This is a genomic window from Aporhodopirellula aestuarii (genome assembly GCF_023701485.1).
Lineage (GTDB): Bacteria > Planctomycetota > Planctomycetia > Pirellulales > Pirellulaceae > Rhodopirellula > Rhodopirellula aestuarii.
In genome coordinates, this window is the sequence record NZ_JAMQBK010000063.1 from 45,306 (window position 1) to 66,721 (window position 21,416).

18 protein-coding genes are annotated in these 21,416 nt (G+C 55.0%); 13 read left to right on the forward strand and 5 right to left on the reverse strand.

All coding sequences use genetic code 11. The features are described 5' to 3' along the window. Positions 1 to 24: 24 nt before the first annotated feature. Positions 25 to 1,044 carry an SDR family NAD(P)-dependent oxidoreductase gene (locus NB063_RS23720; protein WP_250931392.1) on the reverse strand — a complete coding sequence of 340 codons (1,020 nt, stop codon included), beginning with the start codon at positions 1,042 to 1,044 and terminating at the stop codon, positions 25 to 27. Positions 1,045 to 1,234: 190 nt separating this feature from the next. On the opposite strand from NB063_RS23720, the gene NB063_RS23725 reads away from it, so the two are divergent. Further along, positions 1,235 to 1,744, forward strand: a complete 510-nt coding sequence (locus tag NB063_RS23725) for a hypothetical protein (RefSeq protein WP_250931393.1) — start codon at positions 1,235 to 1,237, stop codon at positions 1,742 to 1,744. Between the two features lie 596 nt (positions 1,745 to 2,340). Here the strand turns inward: NB063_RS23725 and NB063_RS23730 are convergent. Further along, positions 2,341 to 3,162, reverse strand: a complete 822-nt coding sequence (locus tag NB063_RS23730) for a hypothetical protein (protein ID WP_250931394.1) — start codon at positions 3,160 to 3,162, stop codon at positions 2,341 to 2,343. Between the two features lie 52 nt (positions 3,163 to 3,214). Here NB063_RS23730 and NB063_RS23735 point away from each other — a divergent pair, with 52 nt between their 5' ends. Continuing rightward, positions 3,215 to 3,394, forward strand: coding sequence for a hypothetical protein (locus NB063_RS23735; RefSeq protein ID WP_250931395.1), 180 nt, complete (start codon positions 3,215 to 3,217; stop codon positions 3,392 to 3,394). A 56-nt stretch (positions 3,395 to 3,450) separates the two neighbouring features. Here NB063_RS23735 and NB063_RS23740 read toward each other — a convergent pair whose 3' ends face one another. The 3 genes from NB063_RS23740 to NB063_RS23750 all read right to left on the reverse strand — a co-directional run bounded on the left by NB063_RS23740 (position 3,451) and on the right by NB063_RS23750 (position 6,254). Further along, positions 3,451 to 4,899, reverse strand: coding sequence for an FAD-dependent oxidoreductase (locus NB063_RS23740; RefSeq protein ID WP_250931396.1), 1,449 nt, complete (start codon positions 4,897 to 4,899; stop codon positions 3,451 to 3,453). A 53-nt stretch (positions 4,900 to 4,952) separates the two neighbouring features. Then, positions 4,953 to 5,453, reverse strand: coding sequence for a YciE/YciF ferroxidase family protein (locus NB063_RS23745; protein WP_250931397.1), 501 nt, complete (start codon positions 5,451 to 5,453; stop codon positions 4,953 to 4,955). A gap of 336 nt (positions 5,454 to 5,789) precedes the next feature. Continuing rightward, positions 5,790 to 6,254, reverse strand: a complete 465-nt coding sequence (locus NB063_RS23750) for an SRPBCC family protein (RefSeq protein WP_250931398.1) — start codon at positions 6,252 to 6,254, stop codon at positions 5,790 to 5,792. A 275-nt stretch (positions 6,255 to 6,529) separates the two neighbouring features. On the opposite strand from NB063_RS23750, the gene NB063_RS23755 reads away from it, so the two are divergent. From NB063_RS23755 to NB063_RS23805, 11 genes are all read left to right on the forward strand, one after another. After that, on the forward strand, positions 6,530 to 7,000 hold the full coding sequence (locus tag NB063_RS23755; RefSeq protein ID WP_250931399.1) for a VOC family protein: 471 nt from the start codon (positions 6,530 to 6,532) through the stop codon (positions 6,998 to 7,000). Positions 7,001 to 7,667: 667 nt separating this feature from the next. Next, on the forward strand, positions 7,668 to 8,222 hold the full coding sequence (locus NB063_RS23760; RefSeq protein ID WP_250931400.1) for a sigma-70 family RNA polymerase sigma factor: 555 nt from the start codon (positions 7,668 to 7,670) through the stop codon (positions 8,220 to 8,222). Next, the gene (locus tag NB063_RS23765; RefSeq protein WP_250931401.1) at positions 8,219 to 9,193 is read left to right on the forward strand and encodes an anti-sigma factor family protein; all 975 of its coding nucleotides are present in this window, start codon (positions 8,219 to 8,221) and stop codon (positions 9,191 to 9,193) included. The genes NB063_RS23760 and NB063_RS23765 overlap by 4 nt, the downstream gene beginning before the upstream one ends. A 425-nt stretch (positions 9,194 to 9,618) precedes the next feature. Then, on the forward strand, positions 9,619 to 9,798 hold the full coding sequence (locus NB063_RS23770; RefSeq protein ID WP_250931402.1) for a hypothetical protein: 180 nt from the start codon (positions 9,619 to 9,621) through the stop codon (positions 9,796 to 9,798). An 83-nt stretch (positions 9,799 to 9,881) separates the two neighbouring features. Beyond that, positions 9,882 to 11,126, forward strand: coding sequence for a DUF1559 domain-containing protein (locus tag NB063_RS23775; RefSeq protein ID WP_250931403.1), 1,245 nt, complete (start codon positions 9,882 to 9,884; stop codon positions 11,124 to 11,126). 160 nt (positions 11,127 to 11,286) lie between these two features. Then, on the forward strand, positions 11,287 to 14,013 hold the full coding sequence (locus NB063_RS23780; RefSeq protein ID WP_250931404.1) for a DUF1592 domain-containing protein: 2,727 nt from the start codon (positions 11,287 to 11,289) through the stop codon (positions 14,011 to 14,013). Between the two features lie 42 nt (positions 14,014 to 14,055). Continuing rightward, positions 14,056 to 15,351 (forward strand): DUF1552 domain-containing protein, encoded by a 1,296-nt coding sequence (locus NB063_RS23785; protein WP_250931405.1) that lies wholly within the window; start codon positions 14,056 to 14,058, stop codon positions 15,349 to 15,351. A 106-nt stretch (positions 15,352 to 15,457) separates the two neighbouring features. Beyond that, the gene (locus tag NB063_RS23790) at positions 15,458 to 16,456 is read left to right on the forward strand and encodes a hypothetical protein (RefSeq protein ID WP_250931406.1); all 999 of its coding nucleotides are present in this window, start codon (positions 15,458 to 15,460) and stop codon (positions 16,454 to 16,456) included. A 67-nt stretch (positions 16,457 to 16,523) separates the two neighbouring features. Next, a complete protein-coding gene (locus NB063_RS23795; protein WP_250931407.1) occupies positions 16,524 to 17,798 on the forward strand; it encodes an SGNH/GDSL hydrolase family protein in 1,275 nt (424 codons plus the stop codon). A 195-nt stretch (positions 17,799 to 17,993) separates the two neighbouring features. Then, entirely contained in the window at positions 17,994 to 18,635 is a 642-nt protein-coding gene (locus NB063_RS23800; RefSeq protein ID WP_250931409.1) for a 3-keto-disaccharide hydrolase, read from the forward strand. Positions 18,636 to 18,652: 17 nt separating this feature from the next. Continuing rightward, the gene (locus tag NB063_RS23805; protein WP_250931411.1) at positions 18,653 to 21,412 is read left to right on the forward strand and encodes a right-handed parallel beta-helix repeat-containing protein; all 2,760 of its coding nucleotides are present in this window, start codon (positions 18,653 to 18,655) and stop codon (positions 21,410 to 21,412) included. Positions 21,413 to 21,416 lie beyond the last annotated feature (4 nt).

The following is a 21,416-nucleotide window of genomic DNA, read 5'->3' on the forward strand; positions in this document are numbered from 1 at the left end:
GTTTCCTTCGAAGTGGAGGACGATTCAGTATTGGTTGTTCGCGGCCGCAGATTCCTGGGTCAGCGTGGTGAGAACGGACGGCGACCAGATCGATTCGCTCTCGTGACCCTTCGCGGATTGCTGGCCGATGCCTCCCATTTTGGGGAGCACTGTCGCGACTCGGGCGAGTAGGTCATTGGTTAGTTCGGGAAAGAGGTTTTGGAGGGCGATGGTGATGTTCATCGGGCTGTGGATGAACACTTCACCGCGGCCTTGCCGGCAAGCCGTAAGGATTTGCTCTGCGGCGGTTTCCACATCCATTGAGATCATTGGCAGGGAATCGCCGATGCTGAACCATGCGTATTCCTTACGATGCTGCCCTTTGAAAATGGCATGACGTGGACTACCGGTTCGCATCAATCCGGGACAGGCCGTCGTGACAAAAATGTTTTCGTGTTTGAGTTCCGCACGCATCCCGTTGGACAAACCGACGAGTGCGAACTTGCTCGCCGCATAGGGCAACATGTGAGGGACGGCTCGTTTGCCGCCGATGGACGCGATGTTGACGATCCGTCCCCATCCAGCATTTCGCATCAGAGGAATGACTTTCATGGACGTATGCAACGCACCCCAGCAGTTGGTCTGCATCGAATCGCGAAAGTCATCTGGCGTCATCGATTCTAGCGGACCGACGGTGATGATCCCGGCGACGTTGAAGAGAACATCTACGCCGCCAAATTGTTCAGTAACTCGATCGATGAATTCGGAAACTTGTTCGGGATCGCGAACGTCACATGGATGAGCGATCACATCTGCTCCCCGCTGGCGAAGATCGGAAGCCGCGTTTGCAAGGTTGGTTTTGTTTCTCGCGGTGATCGCGATTCGAGCACCCCGATCGGCTAGCTGTCGGGCGATGACCAAGCCTAGACCTCGCGAGCCGCCGGTCACAACCACGCGTTTTCCTTGCCAATCAAAGTCTCGACTTCGTCGCACAAGGCGTTTTGCAATCTCAACGCCGGCGAATCCAGCGGTTGCGGCGACGGCGAGCTTGGTGATCGTGTTCATAGGGGCTAAGGCCGGAGAGGGACAGGTCAGATTGTTGTAGAGCGGGGTAAGCAAGTCCCGCGCCGATCCGAAACGGCGGCATGACAAATGCTATCTCGGTTGTTCTTGGCAAGCGGTCGTCTTTGACGGCGTTCCGGTTATGCGATCGGTACGTTTTGATTGCCATTTCCCCACTTAAGGAATCAGAAATATGTCGGTAAAGAAAACGAAGAATGAAGAGACTCGTGAAGAACTTCGAAATGAGGACCCGATCACCGGGGCGGCCGGATCGCATCCAGTTGGAACGGGCGTGGGCGCCGCACTCGGCGGAGCTGCCGCGGGGGCCGCAGCGGGATCCGTTGCCGGTCCGGTTGGAACGGTGGCCGGTGCGATCGTGGGTGGAGTAGCAGGTGGGTACGCAGGGAAGGCCGTCGCAGAGAACATTGATCCGACCGTTGAATCGGCATATTGGGAAGAGACGCATTCTCAGCGTCCCTACTACAATGATGCGTACGGATACGATCAATATCAGCCCGCGTATCAGGCGGGTTGGGAAGCCTTCGATGCGGACGCGAACGAGGAGTGGGTGACGCGAGAAGCGATCGCCCGCCAACGGTGGGAAAACGAAGGTGGGGCCCAGTACATGACTTGGGAAGAAGCCCGCCCCGCCGCGATGGATGCGTACGACCGCGTGAATACCCGAATCAACAAACCTCGTTGAGTCCGGCTGTAATCCCACGCAGAGAAAAGTGGCGGTGATGCGAATGTTCGTATTGCCGCCGCTTTTGTAGACGAGCAGCTCGCTGGCTCGTCTCGTTGAAAGAAAGAGTTCACGGTTGCCCGCCACGTTAGCTGGACAGCGTCACTATTTACCATCGTCACAATTCACGTAGCTCGGTCGCTCGGGACGTTGATTGTTTTAGTGCCCTTTTTTAGCGGAACGGCGCGAGCCGTCCGGTCCCGAGTCACCGGACGGCTCGCGCCGTTCCGCTGCATTTGAAATCCTTCAGTAATACAATCGACGTCCCCCGAGACTGAGGATGAGATGTGCTACCCGCTTTCGGTGCCGTGGAGATTCCACGACATGAAAAGTGTCGCTGCTTACTCAGTGCTTTATGCATTGAAAATGGGTGTGAGACCGGACGGCTTGCGCCGTTCCGCTAGGACTTTTGACGTTAGGTCGCGAGCCTTCCGGTTCGAGCAACCCAAGACCTCAGGTGAGACAACGCTTTCGTGTCGTCAAACGAAAAAACGCACGTATCCGAGAATACGTGCGTGAAGGTGAGGCCATCTCCGCTTCGTTCGCGGTGGATGGATCTAGAATCCAGATGGTGTGATGTCGCCGGCACCACCAGCATCGACATCGAGTTGCGTGTTGCCGCTCGTAGACGGAGCGATCTCGGCGTCGGTGTTCGAACGGATATTGGCATCCAGGCCGCCGTTTCGATCTGTGTTTAGATTGCCTTCGGCATTGATGTCAGAATCGAGTCCGTTAGCACGGACGTTAGCACGAGCGTTGGCGTCTCCGCTCCGATTCGCATTGATACCCGTGTTGGCATTCACACCAGTGTTCGCATTCACACCCGTATTGGCATTGATACCCGTATTCGCGTTCACGCCCGTGTTGGCGTTGACATCCGCGTTCAAATTGCCACGGACGCCGGCGTTATTGTTGGCACCTTGATCGGTGCCAACATTCACGTCCGCGTCAGCGTTCCCATAGTTGGCCTGGTGGCGATTGCCTTGGATGCCATTGCTCTGGCTGGCCGAGTGCGGGTCCATGGCAGCGGGTGCATCGTAGATCTGGCCGTCATGAACACTGGTGCCTGACTGTTGATACGTGCCTGATTGTTGATAGGCTTGACCGTCGTAGTGTTGCGTGCCGATCTGGTTTGAGCCGCCGCAACCCTGAGGGGCGTAGGCGTGCGTTGTTTGCACCGCATGCGACGTGTACGCCGGTGCATAGTTTGTCGAGTAAGTTGCGTGAGTTTGGGAACCGCAGCATGCGTTGGTCGCATAACCTGCATGGTGGTGGTTTCCGAAGAGGCGGTGACGGTGGCCCGCGTCCGCGTCGATTGCACTGAAGCTCCAAGTTGTCATCGTGGCAAGTGCGAACATCGCTGTTTTTTGAATCATCATTTGTCCTAGTTTCCAACGTGTGGGGAAATACAACTCGAGTCGAGTACGACTCGTGAGTGCTGACTTAGCACCCACAGACGAATACGCAATCTCTGTGCCATATCGTCACGCTTCCGATATCGGAAGTCGTCAATTCGTTCGTCGCGTGATGTGCTCATCGCAGCTTGCCTCGCTACAGAAGACGCAAGCGAGCGGAGCAATGGGATCCTTCAACTACGTATCGGATTTGTAAGTCAACGACCCCGCCGCGTTTCGCCGCGTACCTCAACCGTTGCTTCCAATGACTGATTACGCTTCATCAAGATCCGTTTCGGGAGGGCCATAGAGACGTTTCCCGTCGGCTGCAAATCGACCGCCGTGGACGGGACAGTCCCAGGTTTGTTCGACGGGGTTCCAACGCAATACACCGCCCATGTGGGTGCAGATGGGGCTGAGCTTGTGGACGCACCCTGTTTGGTCGCGACAGACGGCGGTGTGTTTGTCGTGAAGTTTGCCAACCGTTCCCTCGCCAGCGGATAATTGCTCGACATCCACACTCTGGGCAGGCCAAATACGCTGAGCAAAATTCATCGCCGCGGGAAGCTGCTCGGCGACAACGGTCGATACCGATCCGATTGGTGTTCGAGCGGGTGAAAGATGGTCTTCCAATGGATGTTGTTTTCCTTCCATCAGATCGGCGATCATGGATGCGGAAACCGTTCCGAGTGTCAAACCGATTCCGCTCAATCCGGTCGCGATCCAAACGTTTTCCGTCCCTGCAACTTTTCCGATGAACGGCAATCCGTCGCTGGGTTCGAACAATTCGGCACTCCATTGCGACACGATTTCTTCGACATCGAACCTCTCTCGGGTCCACGATTCGAGTGCTCGAAGGGCAACGGGTTCATCGCCATTGCCGGTACGATGATCCTGACCGCCGACCAGTATGGTTCGGCCATCTGCAGTCGCGCGTCTGACATAGTGGTACGGGTCTGAATCGTCCCAGAACAACGCATCGGGTAGTGCGGCGCGCACCTTTGCCGCGATGACATACGACTGGTACGCCGGCGTTTGGAGATAGAGACGCTGCGAATTGGTGTAATTGCAGTGGACGGCACACACAACCTGATCAAACGCAACGGTGCCGCCGGACGTCTGGAGCGACGACGGTTTGGCTTCGACGGGACCGCTGACCATCGTGTGTTCGAAGATGCGACCGCCGTATTCGGCAACGAGCGCCGCGAGTCGTTTAACGTAAGCCAAGCAATCGATTTTTGCCATGTGGTTGATCTGATATCCAACAATCGCTCGGCTGATCGGGACGTTTTCCATCCAGTTCGCATCGAGACCGATCTTCTTCGCATCCTGAAAACTGTTACAGATCGCATCAAGATTCTCGCGGCGTTCGGTGTAGAAATAGGCGGGCACACGACCGAACGAGCAGGATTCGTCGCATCGCTTTTCGATGAGATCAATGGCCCGCAGCCGAGCCTCAGTCAATGATTTTGCGCCTTCGGCACCCAACTGTTCGATCAATCGACTCGGCCCCTGTTCGGGATGGGCGTCCAGGTGACCGCTGCTGCCACCGGTTGTTCCTGCACCGATCGTGTTAGCCTCACAAACGGTTACCTTCACACCTCGCGACAGCAGTTCCAGAGCGGTGCTCAGTCCGGTGATTCCTCCACCGATGACCAACACGTCCGTCTGGTGGTCGCCGGTGAGGAGCGGGAATTGCTGATTGATGGATCGCCGTCTCATCCAATACGCATGATGAATTGCGGCATCGGATGGGACGCGATCCGTCGGCGGACTTAGTTTTTTTTTGCAGACGCAGCTTCCAGATTGATTGTCTTGGCGAGTTCAGAAAGCTTCTCGTCGGCAGCTTCTTCATCGGACATGTTCTCTTTTAGAAGACCAAGTGCGTTTTGGTAACCCAGCACTTCCGCCCATGTGCAAAGAGTGCCGTAGGTCGCGATTTCGTAGTGTTCCACCTTTTGAGCGGCCGCGATCATCAACGCATCTTTGACCGATGCGTCGCCATCCTTTTCCATCAGTTCATCGGCCTCTTCGATCAAACCCTTCATGGCTTCGCAGGTCTTGGCACGTGCTGCCTTGCCGGTTTCCTCGAAGGCTTTCTCGACACGTTGGACGTGTTCCTCAGTTTCAGCAAGGTGACTTTCGAATGCCTTTCGCAGTTCTTCCGAAGATGCATTTTTCACCATCTTGGGAAGAGCTTTGGTGAGCTGTTTTTCGGCGCTGAACAGGTCTCGAAGTTCGTCATAAAAAGCATCGGCGAGTGCATCAAGTGACATGGTTTGTTTTCCTTGGTTGTGGAGTTCTTGGGAATTTGAATGGCACGGACGCAGGTGCGTTTTGCACTTCTCGTGCCGCGTCAAAGACCTTTCTCGACAACAGGCCACAAACTGTGGGGCGGATCACTGGAAAACTTTTGTGGAGGGCGCATATGCCAAATCCGTTGTTCGATTCTCTGCCTGAACGATTGAGAATCAGCCGCATCTTGTGGAGGGAAAACGTTCGACCGAGTACGAGAGATCGAGGGCCGGTTCGCTCAGTTGGGGTGTTTCCGACTGCTTTCAACGCCATCGATGTCGTCGCGCAGCGTCGATCGCAAACTGGACTCGGTCAGATCAAGGGTTTGCGTGAACATGGTCGCGAACGTTGACCACCTGAGCAGCCCAACCGCCGTCGTTCATGCGAAATGCTTCGTCGCGACGGTGCGCGGGGATGCCGTCAAAGCCTGATTCGCTCACGCGGACCAGGGTGCCGGTGGCGGTCGGTTCGAGCGTGAACTCGACCAGCGTTCGCGGCTCCGCGGAATAGTCGACGTTGGGATCGATGGCATAAGGACGCCACCAGAACGCGAATCGATCGTCCGGTTCGATCGCCTCGACGATCACTTCCATGGTGACATGCTCGTAACCAGGGTACGTGATTTGTCCGCGTGTCACTTCACCAACAACAAAGGGCCCTTCCAGATTGACCCTGAACCACTGACCGAACTCTTGGGAATCCGTAATCGATTGCCAGACTCGCGAAACGGGTGCGTCGATTTCAATCTGCTTTTCGATCCGATCGGTCGTGCTTTTGTTCATGACATTTTTGCCATTTGGGAGAGGGGATATGTGCAACCTAAAGGTTGCAGGATACCTTGTTGGGCGGTTTGCGTACAAGTTCATGATCTCATTTTTGTATCCGTACCATTTAGCCGATTCTCTCCGAGTTCTGGAAAAAGCCGGCGTCGTGATGTCAGGCGACAAAGGCTGCCACGCGCAATGATGTGAACGGTTACGATTTATTGTCGATCGCGGACGTTCTCGTTCGACAACTCGGGAGAACGCTAACCAACCTCATTTGTGAATCAGATCTCATGCAAATCCGACAGCGCATCACACCGTTTCTCTCGTTCACCGATCGTGCCGAAGAAGCGGCGAACTTCTATGTCTCGGTTTTTCCCGACGGCAAGCTGATTCGCCACGTCAAAAATCCGTCCGACGGTGCTGTCTTGACAGTGGAGTTTGAGATCTGCGGCATGAACTTTGTCACACTCAATGCGGGGCAGGACTGGACCTTTACCGAAGCATTGTCGTTGGCCGTTTGGTGTGATTCGCAAGAAGAAATCGATACGATCTGGTCCGGGTTGACTGCCGACGGCGGATCCGAGGTCGCGTGTGGGTGGCTGAGGGATCGATTCGGAGTCGCTTGGCAAATCCAGCCGACGGAGGTTCAGCAGTGGCTGGCGAGTGACGATCCGGTTGCTCTGCAGCGGATGTTCGAGGCGTTATGGAAAATGACGAAAATGGACGTCGCGACGCTGCAAAAAGCCTTTGATGGTCGCTAGTCGTTCAGGTAGTTCAATGAAGTGCGTTTGGTTGATCTAGTCATACGACAACGCTTTTTTGCCGGATGAGTGGGATGGGGGCGCGCGAGGACTCAGCCCGGATGAAACAAAGGCTCATCTGGCAGGCTGTCTTTTCGATTGAGGCGGCGGAGCTTGATGAAGCTATCGCAGTTGCGGCCAAGATTCTTGGAACGAATCGCCCAACGACAGCAATCCATCCGATCGTCGGACTGTCTGGAATGCCCTGGCCCCACATGTACGTACGATCAGATTCATTGCGTCTGTTGCCCTGACGTTTGATGTGTGTATGAGACGCGTGGGACAGAGTTGATTTCAGCCGAAATGCTTGAACGGTGCGAATCGTGGTTCGTGAATGACCGATCTTAGTTGTCACCTCAACCCGAGTGGGGTTTAAGAGGCATCTGGCCGTGCGACGGGGTATCTTGTGGTTCGACAGAGACGACCGCCGGTGGTCGCATTTGAGCGGCCGGCATCGCAAAAACTCTTCGTTGTCGCCGGTCTGTTTCGAAAGCTTTGTTTTGAGTGAGTGGCGAGGTGGACCAAAGGCGAGTTTTTGAAGGCGGATCGGGTTAGTTTTCTTTCTTTTGAAATTGGACCGAAATCGGGCGTAAGAATCCTGACTGAACGGTGGTAAACAAATATGCCGATGCATACTGATTCAGAAAACGTTCAGCAACATGAGCCGTACGTTCGTGCGTTGACGAAATATGAACGCGTCGTCCGCGCCTACATTCGAAACAGCGGAGTCTCGTGCCCAAACGACGTTGATGAAATCATGCAAGAAGTTTCGTTGGTGGCATGGAAGAAGCTCGATCAGCTTCGCGACATTGAAGAGTTTCCGAGATGGATTTGTGTGATAGCGAAGTTTGAGATCCTCCGTTTTCGTCGTGCCCGTGCACGAGATCGGTTGGTGTTGAATGAAGATGTCCTCGTCAAGTTGGCTGAAGAGTCATTGGAGGAGTTGTCGCTGAGTGAAATGCGATTGGATCAGTTGCAAACTTGTCTGGACAAGCTGCCGGAGGTGCGTCGGCGCTTAGTGACGTTGGCGTATAGCACCGGGGCTCCATTTGAAAGTTTGGCTCGATCGGTTGGCAAGAAAACCAACGCTCTGTACCAGGAACTTTGGCGTGTTCGCCGTGGGTTGCGGTTGTGTGTGGAGCATGGTTTGAAAGACGAAACTACTTCGAGGGAATATCCGTGAACGATCAGGAACTCATACGCGATTACCTTGATGGTCGAATCACGCCGGAACGCATGGGCGAGCTCAATCAGTTGCTTGAACGCGATCCCTCCGCTCGTGCACGATTTCGCGAGATGGCGACGCTGGAAGAGGGGTTACGTGATCTTTCGGTGGGAACGGATCCGGAGATAGTGCCCAGCGAACTGCTGAGGCCCCAGCTCCCGGGTCATGGCAATCGTTTGTGGATGCGGCCGCTCGCTGCGGCGGTCTCGGGGCTCGCGGCGGGGGTGTTGTTCACTTCGGCAATTTGGGCGGCAACGGGAGTGAAACCGCGTGACCTTCTCACGTTGATTCATGAGAGTTTCGAAACGGGGCCAGCTCCGCAAAGTACCGGGTTTCCGGTGACGCTGGATGTTTGGAGTGGTGACTATACGGAAATCGCAACGGCGGCTGCGGGCGTGGAGCCGTCTGATGGTGAACGCATGCTGCGTTTTTTGCGAGCGGACTACGAAGGGAAGAGCCCGGCGGTGGGTTATTTTTCGGACGTGTATCGAGTCATCAGTTTGCAGTCCTACGCATCACTCCTGGCGAAACAGGATGCGGTGGCATCCCTCAGCGCAACGTTCAGTTCAATCACACCGACCATAGACCCTAAACGGTTTCGCGGCGGGCTTGAGATGCATGCGTTGAGTGCGATGCCGGAAGACGTTTTGCAGTGGAACGCCATTCTATCGCCCAACGAAACACCGCCAGGAATTTGCCTGGCAACGACGCGGCGTCTGTTTGATTTGACGCCATCGGTCGATCCCTGGCACAAGGGCAGAGTCGACTTGCAGTTACCTGCCGACGCGCGTTTCTTGATTGTGAAAATCAGTGTTTGCGATCAGGAGGCGGGGCGACACGACAGTGAGCCTCCGGCGATCGAATTCGACGGGCAATTCGTGGACGATGTTCACGTCGCGCTCACTCAAACGATGTTTGCCGCGCAGTGACAAATGTGCACCTCTGGCTGCGTTTAGCTAGCTAATCTCACGTGTGGTCACCCACTTTCGATGCGAGACTTTTGTCTTCGCGGGATCGATCGCCGCACGCTTACTATTGCGTCGCTCAGCTCTCTCTCGGGGCGGAATGAAGAAACTTTAAGAATTCATTCCAAAACTTCCGTAATAATTCCGTCCGGTGGGAAGTAGGTATGGTGAGAGAATGTCCCGTTAGCTGACAAGGCGAGGTTTTGTTTCGAGTGAGTATCGCTCACGAACAGTATTCGCTTTCGTTGGTTCCCCGCCTTGACGTACGCGTCATTTCATTTCCCGCCTCAATGAATCGCAACCCGAAAACCCCGTCGCTGAGGCGAGGCATTTGTTGGGTTTGCAGTTCCTTCGTTTTCTTACTTCGTTTCTCGTTTCCGGATGGTCTCATGCGCGCGTTGATTTTCGTTCCGTCGACGATGGTTTTGCTGGTCTTGGTCGGCTGTGGTGGTTCAGGTTCGAGTGAGGCGATCACCGACTTGGATGAGCTTACCGCCTACGTGGAAGCTCACCCAGAAGGCGGTGTGCAGCCGCTGACGGAAGAAGAGGAGGAGGAACTGCGTCGGTAGCTGGCATGTGCGGTTGGATGTTTATCAATCACGAAGCCGGCTGTTTTTTATCCTGTTTTTTCGAGTCCCTAAATGGTGCCACTATGAACTTTACGAAGGTTAGGAGAGCGTTCACGTTAGTTGAGTTGCTCGTTGTGATCGCAATCATTGGCGTTTTGGTTGGGCTGCTGCTTCCGGCGGTGCAGTCGGCGCGGGAGGCCGCGAGACGAATGAGTTGCAGCAATAATTTCAAGCAGATTGGGTTGGCGATTCACAATTATCATTCGACGTTCAATCAATTGCCGACGCATGGAACGGGTACGGGGGACATCGGGTCATGGAATCCCGATCCCAATGCGACCAACGCGGCACAGGTCCCGACGAGTCGTAATCGCCTTGAGCTGAGTTGGTTGGTTGGCATCGTTCCGTTCGTTGAACAGCAGGCATTGTGGGAGCAAATGAGCAAGCCGTTGCTCGATGCCAAAAGCGGGACAGCGATGTTTCCGCCGTTTGGTCCGCTGCCGTACCGGTCGCTCAATAATCATTCACAAGCACCCTACCCGCCGTTCCTTACGAACGTCACATCATTCCGTTGCCCGAGCGACCCGGGGTTCGGGTTGCCTTCGCAAGGGCGGACGAACTATGCATGTTGTTTGGGTGATTCCGTCGAGCGACAGGCCGATGGTGCGATCAGTGCCGATGGCAACGCTTTCACGAATACGACGCATCAAAAACAAGCTCGAGAAGGTTGCCGAGGCGTTTTCAAGACACGTCACAAAATGGCGTTTCGCGATATCTTGGATGGTTTGTCCAATACGATTTGCGCAGGTGAAATCATAACGGACCTTGGCGATAGTGATATTCGCACCCAAGGTGTTGATATCAAGAACACCTATACTCCTCCGGCGTTGCACTACGCGACCGGGGCTCAACGATGCCAGCCGGGGATCGATCCCGAGCGGCCTCAATTTTGGCTGGCGACGCTGCCGTCCGATTTGCACTTTAGCGGTGGGACGGAAGAACGACGCGGCTACAAGTGGGCGTTGCATCGGCCTTTCTACACAGCGATGACCACGATCACGCCGCCCAATAGCGAAGTTTGTTTGCAGTCGAATCATCTGGGCGATGGCATCTTGCCGCCCAGCAGTCGCCATCAAGGCGGTTGCCATGTGCTGATGTCCGATGGCGCGGTCAAGTTTGTGACCGATTCGATCGACGCGGGTGACCGGAGCAGTCCGCAAGTTGGTCCGAGTTCGAAGCAGTTGCCTGCTGGTTCGCCGAGCCCATTTGGATTGTGGGGAGCGTTGGGGACCAGGGCCAATTCCGAAATCATTGACCAGGAGTTCTAGGTCCGTTGTCGTCACACCTCGAGGCAACTCCTGGCTTGCCTCGGGGGATTTTACTAGGCATTTGGAATCGTCGCGACGCGTTGTTGTGCATCACGCAAGTCAACGCGTTTGGCGAATTCCAGTGTTGGTAACCCAGGTGAGAGAAAGCACACCATTCCCCATGACATTTCACCCCCACACTCATGGAAAGCACGCAGGCCTCTTTGTCCTGGCGGTGCTGCTTGGCCCGTTGTCGCTATCAAACGCCAGTGAAGTACCACGTGTGCTGATGGATGAGCGACATCGTGCTTTGCTCGTCGAGCATTGTCAGGGCTGTCATGGCGGGGAGAATGCAGAAGCAAACTTTCGCGTGGACGATTTGTCATTCGAGATCGCTGATCTGCAAATGGCAGCACGTTGGCAGAAAGTGCTGGGGGCGTTGAACTCGGGTGAGATGCCACCGGAGGGCGAAGAGCCGCTGTCGGTCGATGCAAAGACGAACTTTTTGGACGATCTCGCCAATTTGATGGTCGCCGCGCGCAAGAGTCTCGGCGATCAGAAGGGTGTGATCACGATGCGGCGCCTCAACCGTCGTGAGTATCGCAACACCCTGCGAGAGTTGCTGGGGGTGGAAATCAATGTTACCGAGTTGCCCGCCGATACAGGCAGTGGTCGCTACGACACAGTCGGCTCGAACCTGTTCATGTCGTCGACGCAGTTCGAGCAATACATGTCACTCGGACGCGAAGCGTTGGAAGAGACTTTCGCCAGAGAGATCAGTGCCGCCGAGAAACGAGTCGTGCGTCTCGAAGCGGAGCAGGTAACACAGAAGGTTGCCGACTACATCGAGTGGCAAATCGATGCCAAAGATCGAGCGACACGGTGGATGAAATTGGTTGATGAGGCGACTGAGCACCCTGAAAACGCCGCCATCGTCGAAGAGATCCGAGCGGGACCGCTCGGCAAACATCGCCACACAATCTATCGGCAATGGCAGTTGTTCCCGGGGGTACCCGCTCCCGAAACGTTTGGCTTCAACACGGTGGAGAATAACGCCGACAAGGCGATCGCAGCACTCAGTCAGTACCATCACCGATATCATCACTACTACATGCAGCAGCCGGCTGTGGACACTGGTGCGTATCTGGCGATTCCGAATGAACATCCCTCCGTTTTGGACAACGCGTCGATCAATCTGTTGATTCCGTATGGCTGGCCGCTTGGCGAGTACATCGTAAGATTTCGTGCGGCGATCACCGATAACGCGACGCCAGACCGGCAATTCATTGAGTTCGGAACCTATCCTGCCGCTCAGCAACCCATCAGCGCGCATCACATCACCGCGACGATGGACAATCCGCAGATCGTTGAGATCCCCTTTACGCTAACGCGTGGGCATCGCAACCATAACGATCGGGTGTTGTTCCTGCGTGAGAAGGGCGTGCGTGACGACTACGCCCACACGACGCGAATTGCTAAAGCGGCACGGGAAGCCAATGATGATATCGGGCGAACGTTTTCGCTGTGGGTGGACTGGTTGGAGATCGAACGAGTCCCCAACGTCGCTGAATCGAAACCGCCAGGAGTCGCCGCCCTGCGATCCCTGCCGCTCGACGACCGATCGGGCCCGCCTGCTGCGAACGACGTTCGGGCGGCGTTGACGCGGTTTGCACGTGAAGCGTTCCGCGGACAAGAACCGCCGTCAGATTACGTCGACAAGTTGACGGGCATCTATCTGGTGAGCCGGGAGGCCGGAACGAAACACAGCGTAGCGATCAAGGAAACGTTAGCAATCATCCTTGCATCACCCATGTTTTTGTATCTTGCGGAACCTGATGCCGAAGAAACTCGCAGACCGCTTACGCAACATGAACTTGCCACGCGTTTGTCGTATTTCTTGTGGGGAGCGCCGCCAGATAGCAGACTGCGCGAGCTAGCTGAACAAGACCATTTGGCCGATCGGGAAGTGTTGGTACACGAGACAATGCGATTGCTGGATGACCCACGTTCGCATGATTTCGTGACTGGGTTTGTGTCCCAGTGGCTGAGTTTGGATCGTTTCGATTTTTTTCAGGTTAACTTGGATCGACATCCGCGATTTGATAATGCCACCCGCATCTCAGCAAAAAAGGAAGTGTTTGAGACGGTCGCTTTTTTGTTAAAGAATAATGGGAGTTTGAGTGACCTGTTGAAGTCCAACTATGTCGTCGTTGACGGATTGATGGCGAATTATTACGGACTCGAGGATGTTGCCGGCGATGAATTCCGCCCGGTCAAATTGTCTGCTGATTCACCTCGTGGTGGGTTGCTGGGAATGGCGGCGATTCATTTGATGGGCAGCAATGGTGACGATACCAGTCCGGTCGAACGCGGGGCGTGGGTGTTGCGAAAACTGCTCAATGATCCTCCACCGCCCGCTCCTCCGAACATTCCACAACTTGCTCGACTGGCTGGCCAAGTGCTGACGACACAAGAGCGATTGGTTGCGCATCAAGAAGAACCGCAGTGTGCGAGTTGTCATCGGAAAATTGACCCGATCGGTTTTGGTCTTGAGAACTTTGATGCCGTAGGAGCTTGGCGAACGGAGGACCACTTTCAGGTCACCGACGAAAACGGCAAGCCGGACCCCAATCTCCACAAGACCTGGAAGATCGATGCGGCGGCGAAATTGCACAGTGGTGAGTCGTTCAATAACTATTTCGAATTGCGAGACATGATCGCGTCGAAGTCGGATGATTTCGCTCGCGGATTCACCGAGAACCTGATCGAGTACGCATTGGGCCGCCCCGTCGGGTTCAGCGATGAGGCTTTGGTTGAACACGTCTTTGCCCAATCTCGCGAGGAGCAGTTTGCCCTACGCACGTTTCTTCGCGAATTGGTTAGCAGCAAAGAATTTCAAACCAGATAGACCATCGAGCCTTCCACTCCTCCATCAAGAGCGATTCTTGCCATGCATTCCCGTACGACACGACGCCAAGTTCTCAGGTCCAGTACTGCGGTCATTGCGTTACCGTTTTTAGAATCGTTTGGCTTTCGCCGATTTGCCTCGGCAGCGGAAATTGTGGGGCCGCCCAAGCGGATCGCGTTTTTGGGTTTTGGTTGGGGCATTACCGACGAGTCGTGGTTTCCGGACATCAACACACCCGGACCTGACTACGAATTGCCTGCCGGGCTGAAGCCGCTCGAACGCCACAAAGCCGATTTTTCGGTGGTGCAGGGAATGTGGAACAAGTATTCCAACGGAGGTCACGCGGGTAGCACATGGTGGTTGACGGGGGCGAATCCGTATGCCGAGCCGGGGCAGAGTTTCTGCAATACGATTTCTGCCGATCAGGTCGCCGCGAACCAACTGGGTAAACACACCCGCTACGCTTCGCTGCAGTTTAATCACAGCGAGAGCGGCGACCGATCGGGACACGGTATCGGTCTCTCGCTGGCGTGGGACGCGAGTGGAAAGCCGATCGGTGGCGAGAACGGTCCGCTGGCCGCCTATCATCGGCTTTTTTCTAAAGACGACACGCCTCTTGAGCAGCAAAAAGCGATGCTTGCTCGGAAAAGAAGCGTTCTCGACACCGTGCTCGACAACGCCCGCAGTCTTCAGCGGGGACTCGGGAAAAATGATAACGCCAAACTGGATGAATACCTCGAAGGTATCCGTGATATCGAAACCCGGTTGAGCAAAGACGAGCAGTGGATGGGCGTGGCACGTCCCGACGCGCCGCTCGATGAGCCCAGGTCTGGCTTGGTCGGTCGTGAAGAAATCAAGATGATGTATGACTTGATGGTGGCGGCATTTCAGACCGATAGCACGCGGGTCATTACCTATCGCCAGCCCGTTGCGACTTTGCTGACTAGCATTGGTAACAAGGTCTTTCCTCACGACATGAGTCACTATCACTCCACGCGAGGCGAGAAACTTGCCGCGTCACAACAGCGTGACCTTGCCCAAAGCGAATTGTTGTCGGGCTTGATCGATAAGCTCAAATCGACCATGGAATCAGACGGGAGTCGATTGTTCGACCACGTCGCACTGGCATACGGCAGCAATATTCGGACCGGGCATGAACTCACGAATTGTCCCACGGTCCTAACCGGAGGCGGGGCTGGCATTCGGCTTGGCGAGAACATCGTCGTTGAGAAAGACACACCGTTGTGCAATGCGTGGTTAGCGATGCTGCAAGGCGTCGGCGTGAACGTTGATAGTCACGGCGACAGCACCGGCCCGCTGAAAAACATCCTCGCGTAGATTGCCCGCGACTTCACTTAGTCGCGTCCGCCACTAACCAAACCGTGGTATCGTAAGATTCCCACCGCCCCCTACCCACCTGTCCTCCCGCCCGAAGATGACTGCCATGCCGATCCGCAACACGCTGCCTTCCCTGACACCCATATTATTTCTGTTGAGCGTCACTTGCGTATCCGCAGAACAAACTTCCTCAAGCCCATCGGAGGCGAATCTGAACGGCATTCAAGTCGTCACCGACATGCCAGGGCTGGTCGCGTTTTGGACGTTTGGTGAAGAGGCGGGCGAAGAACGTAGGTCGACGGGGACGGAGCAGTTGCATCCGCTGATGGAGGTTGGTGGTTCGATTCCGCGAGTCAACGAAGGCCCTTACTCGGGCTATTCCGCGAAACTCGACGGCAAACACTATTTCCGCATCCCACATGCAGAAACAGGCGATCTGAATATTTCTGGACCTGACGCCCAAGTCAGCATGTTCGCTGTTGTTCGAATCGAAAACCTTCGACGCAGTCGTACGATTGCGGGCATGTGGAGTGAAGGGAAAGGAAGGGATGACGACACGGGAACCCGGCAATACGCGTTGTTGATGAACATGCCGACCTATGGCGGCCCCAACCAATTGGTACCACATATTTCTGCTGAAGGCGGTGTCACACGTCGAGCCGATGGGAGTGCGTTTCCATGGTGTGCCGACTACGCCGCGACGCCACGCACGGTACCGACGGACGAGTGGTGCACGCTCGGATTCACGTATGACAGTGAGTACATCCGGGCTTACATCAATGGCCTTATGGAAGAGCGAAAGCTGGACCCGGTGAAAGATCGCCGCAATGATCCGTACTTTTTGAAAGAGGGACCTGGTGGCGGCGATCGAGGCATGAATCCGTATTACCACGGACGCGGCATCTTTACTTACGATCCTGTCAAACATGCAGAATCTAAACCGACGGGCGGATCGGATTTCACCGTGGGGGCTCGCTACGCAGTTGGCTCGTACACCCGCGAAGCAACGATCGGATTGTTTGGTGGGTTAGCCGTCTTTGATCGAGCAATTTCCGATGAAGAAATGATGACGCTTCATCAGTCTTCCGGTCTTTCGAAACGCTAAGCCGGAACGGTCTTTTGCAGGAGATGACCTCGTTTGATACTTCCGCCATACTTCGCTCGGTACCCGCATGATCATTAGCAATTTACTTAAATTAGCTACGATCGCTGCGACACTCATCGCAGCATCAGTGCTGCTGGCTCACGAGGCCCAGCCGACTTGGGAACTCGGTCGCGAGTCGATCGATTCATCCTCGTCTACGGGCAACATTGAGTTGCGAGAGAGCGAGATCACGTTGGATGGGACCAACTCGTTCTGCCTACCACCCGCGGTAGTTGGTAACCAAGAGAACTACACGATCGAATTTGAATTTCGGCGTGCCGCGGATGCAAAAGGCGGTCTGCGTTTAGTGTCAAACATGGACTCGGAATCAGGGCTGAGCCTGAGATATCATCCGCCCTCCTACAACGCGGGCCTGCTGTCGATCAATGGCCATCAGGCAGTCGAGCAGCGTGGTTTTTTGGCTGATGGTTTCGCCAAGATCACGATCGTTGTCAAAGAATGCAAACTTACTTTGTTTCGTGACGACTTGATCCTAGCGATGACGGACGCGGTCAAACCAAACGGCCTACCGCTCACGTTTGGAAACGTCGAGGCAAGCCCCACTACGCCGTATGCGATTCGAAAAATCAAGGTCTATGACCAAGCAATTTTCCCGACGGGATTTGACGAAAACGCCGATCGAATGCGTTACTTCAGCGGCGAAGGCTACGCGATGCAACGTGTTGAAATAAAAGATCCATCGCTGCCGCGCATTCTTGTGGTGGGCGACTCGATCTCGATGGGGTACCGTCGATTCATCACCGGACATTTTTTGGGCAGAGCGTACGTTGACTATTGGGTCGGCGGTAGCTGGTTCAATTACTCCGTGACGGATGACGAATTTCCCGCCCTGCGTGCGTGGGACGGGGTGCTTGAGAACGGACCGTATGAGGTGGTCAGTTGGAACGCGATGACGTTGCATATGTGGAACGGTTCGCCCGGGCGTGTTGACGAAGTCAAATACCCCGGGCAGATGACGCGGGTGGTCAAGCATCTGAAACAGATCGCTCCAAACACCGACTTCATGTGGGTTCGCTGCACACCTTGGCGGACAACGCCGGACAGTGGGCGTCCGGTCATCGATCCGGTGAAGAACGACCTCATCGTCCGTCTCAACAACGTCACTGACGCGATCATGGACACTCACGGAATATCGAAGATTGACGTGTATTCGCTGTGCGAAGCAAGATTTGACACGGTGCGAGACGCGTGCCCCGACGCCGTTCATTGGCCCACTTCGGTTAACGCCGAAATGGCTGAACTGATTATTGATGAGATTGAAGCAAAACTGAGTGAAAAGTAGTCAGCTGTATCGCGTTGCCCGTCTTGAAATGTTTCCAACGTCTCGAGATGAATGAGTGCTGTTCCGTCTTTAATCCATTTCCAATTCACCCGAAATCACGACGAAAACTTGCAAGGCTAGATCTGATGTGCTGAAAAGCTTTTTGCCCCCGTGATTTCCATCAATGTTGTTACCCTGTTTCGAAAGAGAACCCCTATGATCCGACCACTTGCGTCATTGTGTTTTGTACTCGCCACCATCCTTAGCATTTCCGCCGCCGAGACCACCGATTTCGTTGATTTGTTCAACGGAAAAAATTTGGAAGGTTGGACGCAACGAAATGGTACGGCGACCTACCAAATCGAGGATGGTGCGATTGTCGGTACAACGGCAGAGGGCAGTCCCAACTCGTTTTTATGTACCGACAAACTGTACGGTGACTTTGAAATGACGTTTGAGGTGATGCTCGATCCAGGTCTGAACTCCGGTGTTCAGATTCGTTCCCAGTGTAAGGACGATCAACCGACCGGGCGTGTCAACGGACCGCAGGTCGAAATTTCGTACGACAAGATGGCGGGTTACATCTATGGCGAGGCCGCTGGTGGTTGGATGACACCTGACGCCGATCGCGTGCCGAATGACCATGTTAAGAATGGACAATGGAACACGTATCGCATCGTTGCCAAAGGTGATCGGATCCAAACTTGGATCAACGGTGCACAGGTCTCTGACCTGAAGCACCCGGAACGATTCCAGTCGCACCCCAAAGGATTCATCGGCCTTCAGGTACACGGAATCCGCAAAGGGACCGGTCCTTATGAAGTGCGTTGGCGACATTTGAAGATTCGTGAACTTTAATCAACGGAAACGATAACATGGGTTCATGGAAGCTAACGAGGTTCGTCTGCCGGGTTTTTGACTTCGGCAACCGTTTGCGATCTCGCGAGATAAACGCTCTCGGTCTCGCATGGATGTTGGTGCTCGTGCCGACGCTGTGTCGTGCAGCGGATGAGTCAGAAACACATTTCTATGTTTCGCCGGCGGGATCAGATGACCAGGCCGGTACCGAGTCGCGGCCATTTGCGTCGGTCGAGCGAGCACAACGGGCGATCCTTGATGCCCTCGCTGCGAAACGCGAACGAGCGGTGACCGTGCATCTCCGACCTGGGCACTACCGTCTGGACCAGACGCTCGTTTTTACGCCTGCGGATTCAGGTTTTTCGGCGAGGCATCCGGTTCGCTACGTCGGTGATTCCGACGGCGACGTTGTGCTTTCCGGTGGCCGTAAGATTTTCGACTGGCAACGAGACCCGGACCATCCGGGACTCTGGAGAACACGTGTTGAGGTGCCAAAGGAAGCCGGAAATGACGATTGGCGGTTCGAGCAAATGTGGGTTAACGGGCGGCGCGCCGTGAGAGCGCGGACGCCTAACGAAGAGGACTTCTTTCGGTTGCTTGGCGTCAGTGAAACACCCCTTGAGAAGTCCTCAGGAACGTTTCGTCATCAGTTCGCTGCGCCGTCCGAGGATCTGGCTTCGTTAAAACCGATCGATCCGGAAGCGCTGCGTGATGTGCAGATCGTTACCTATCACAAATGGGACACGACGCGTGAGTGGTTGCAAGCCTGTGATGCTGATCGCGGGCTGTTCACGACGCACGGAGAGCGAATGAAGCCGCACAACCCCATGAACCGGGATTGTTTGTACTTCTTAGAGAACTATTTTGGTGCACTCGATGCCCCAGGTGAATGGTTTCTCGGCGGGGACGGTTGGTTGTACTATCAGCCCCATGTAAACGACAAAATCGAGACGGTCGAGTCGTATGCGGGCAATCTGCCGCGTTTGATCGAGATGCAAGGTGTTGTCGATGATCCAAAGCAATGGGTTAGGCACATCCGGTTTGAGAACCTTCGTTTTCAGCATGCTGAATACCGTATACCTGAGAAGGGAATCCGCTCGCATCAAGCGGCGTTAAATGTGGACGCCACCGCGATCCAGCTCGATGGGGCGACGGACATCGGTTTTCACAACTGCGCAGTCGAACACGTCGGAGGCAGTGGGTTTTGGTTTCGTAAGGCGTGTCGTGATTGCCGGGTCGAACGGACACGCGTCTTTGACATTGGTGTCAGCGCGGTACGCATCGGTGAGCCGGGGTTGGTACCGGAGCCTGTACGGGCGGGCGGAATCACGATCGACAACTGTATTCTGCACAGTGGTGGTCGGATTCTTCCGCATGCTGTCGGGGTGTGGATCGGGCACAGTTCGGACAACGCAATCACGCACTGTGATATTGCGGATTTCTTCTACACGGCTGTGTCGGTCGGTTGGCGTTGGGGCTATGCCGAGAGTGGAGCCAAACGCAACCGGATTGAATTCAATCATTTACATCACGTCGGCTACCGCATTCTCAGCGACATGGGAGGCGTCTACACGTTGGGCCCATCGGAAGGCACGACGGTGAGGCACAACGTCATCCACGATATCTACGCGACCCGATATGGAGGTTGGGGGCTCTATCCCGACGAAGGCAGTTCCCACATCGTGTTCGAAAATAATTTGGTCTACGACGTGCGTGACGGCGGCTTTCATCAGCACTACGGTCGCGAAAATATCGTCCGCAACAACATTCTGGCATTTAGCCAAGAGGGGCAAGTTGCAGTCTCGCGAGCGGAACCGCATTTGTCGTTTACCTTTGAACGCAACTTGGTGCTCTTTGATGAAGGACGATTGCTCGGATACTCGGGATGGAAGAACGGTAGCCGCGTTGCCATGAACCACAATCTCTACTGGCGCGTGGGCGGTCAACCGTTCGATTTCGCTGGCAAGGATTGGGATCAATGGCGCGCAGATGGTCACGACACCGATTCGGTCGTCGCCGATCCGATGTTTGTCGACGCTGCCACTCGTGATTTCCGACTCCAGCCCGACTCGCCGGCGAAACAAATCGGTTTTGCCCCGTTTGATACGAAATCAGCCGGGGTGCAAGGTGATCCTTCATGGAAAAAACTGGCGGCATCGACGAAGTTCCGCAAGCCCTACGTCGTCCCCCCACCGCTCGTTTTGGATTTGAATGATGATTTTGAATCTGACAGTCCGGTATCACTCCTGCGCGTTGCTTCGTTGAGCCATGAGGGAAGAGAATCGCTGATCACAGTGGCAGATTCACCCGATGGTGGTGGCCGCTGTTTGAAGATCCAAGACGCAGCCGACATGAAGGCTGCCTACAACCCTCACTTCCATTGGGATCCCAAGTACACCGACGGTAAATCGCGACTGAGCTTTCGTATTCGTTTGGAGCCGACGGTCGCGGTGTCGTGTGAATGGCGGAACAAGTCGAGTCCCTACCGAACGGGACCGAGTCTCCAGTTTAGCGATAGGGCGATTCATACCCGCGGTCGCAAGCTGATGGACGTTCCTGCCAATACGTGGGTGGAAGTCACGATCGAAGCCGTGCAGGGAGTTTCCAACAGCCGCTGGAAATCAACTTTGTTGCTTCCGGATGGAAGTCGCCACGAGTTTGTTGATCTGGATTGCGATCCTGAATGGACTCAAACTGGGTGGGTCGGTTTTATCGCGTCCGCTCGTAGCGATGCGGCCTATTTCTTGGACGATGTCCACATGACCAACAAACGATAATTCA

Bases quoted from the DNA above. Each gene is read 5' to 3' on its own strand.
- NB063_RS23720 (WP_250931392.1), bottom strand. From the start codon at position 1,044: ATGAACACGATCACCAAGCTCGCCGTCGCCGCAACCGCTGGATTCGCC.
- NB063_RS23725 (WP_250931393.1), top strand. From the start codon at position 1,235: ATGTCGGTAAAGAAAACGAAGAATGAAGAGACTCGTGAAGAACTTCGA.
- NB063_RS23730 (WP_250931394.1), bottom strand. From the start codon at position 3,162: ATGATGATTCAAAAAACAGCGATGTTCGCACTTGCCACGATGACAACT.
- NB063_RS23740 (WP_250931396.1), bottom strand. From the start codon at position 4,899: ATGAGACGGCGATCCATCAATCAGCAATTCCCGCTCCTCACCGGCGAC.
- NB063_RS23745 (WP_250931397.1), bottom strand. From the start codon at position 5,453: ATGTCACTTGATGCACTCGCCGATGCTTTTTATGACGAACTTCGAGAC.
- NB063_RS23750 (WP_250931398.1), bottom strand. From the start codon at position 6,254: ATGAACAAAAGCACGACCGATCGGATCGAAAAGCAGATTGAAATCGAC.
- NB063_RS23755 (WP_250931399.1), top strand. From the start codon at position 6,530: ATGCAAATCCGACAGCGCATCACACCGTTTCTCTCGTTCACCGATCGT.
- NB063_RS23760 (WP_250931400.1), top strand. From the start codon at position 7,668: ATGCATACTGATTCAGAAAACGTTCAGCAACATGAGCCGTACGTTCGT.
- NB063_RS23770 (WP_250931402.1), top strand. From the start codon at position 9,619: ATGCGCGCGTTGATTTTCGTTCCGTCGACGATGGTTTTGCTGGTCTTG.
- NB063_RS23775 (WP_250931403.1), top strand. From the start codon at position 9,882: ATGAACTTTACGAAGGTTAGGAGAGCGTTCACGTTAGTTGAGTTGCTC.
- NB063_RS23780 (WP_250931404.1), top strand. From the start codon at position 11,287: ATGACATTTCACCCCCACACTCATGGAAAGCACGCAGGCCTCTTTGTC.
- NB063_RS23785 (WP_250931405.1), top strand. From the start codon at position 14,056: ATGCATTCCCGTACGACACGACGCCAAGTTCTCAGGTCCAGTACTGCG.
- NB063_RS23790 (WP_250931406.1), top strand. From the start codon at position 15,458: ATGCCGATCCGCAACACGCTGCCTTCCCTGACACCCATATTATTTCTG.
- NB063_RS23795 (WP_250931407.1), top strand. From the start codon at position 16,524: ATGATCATTAGCAATTTACTTAAATTAGCTACGATCGCTGCGACACTC.
- NB063_RS23800 (WP_250931409.1), top strand. From the start codon at position 17,994: ATGATCCGACCACTTGCGTCATTGTGTTTTGTACTCGCCACCATCCTT.
- NB063_RS23805 (WP_250931411.1), top strand. From the start codon at position 18,653: ATGGGTTCATGGAAGCTAACGAGGTTCGTCTGCCGGGTTTTTGACTTC.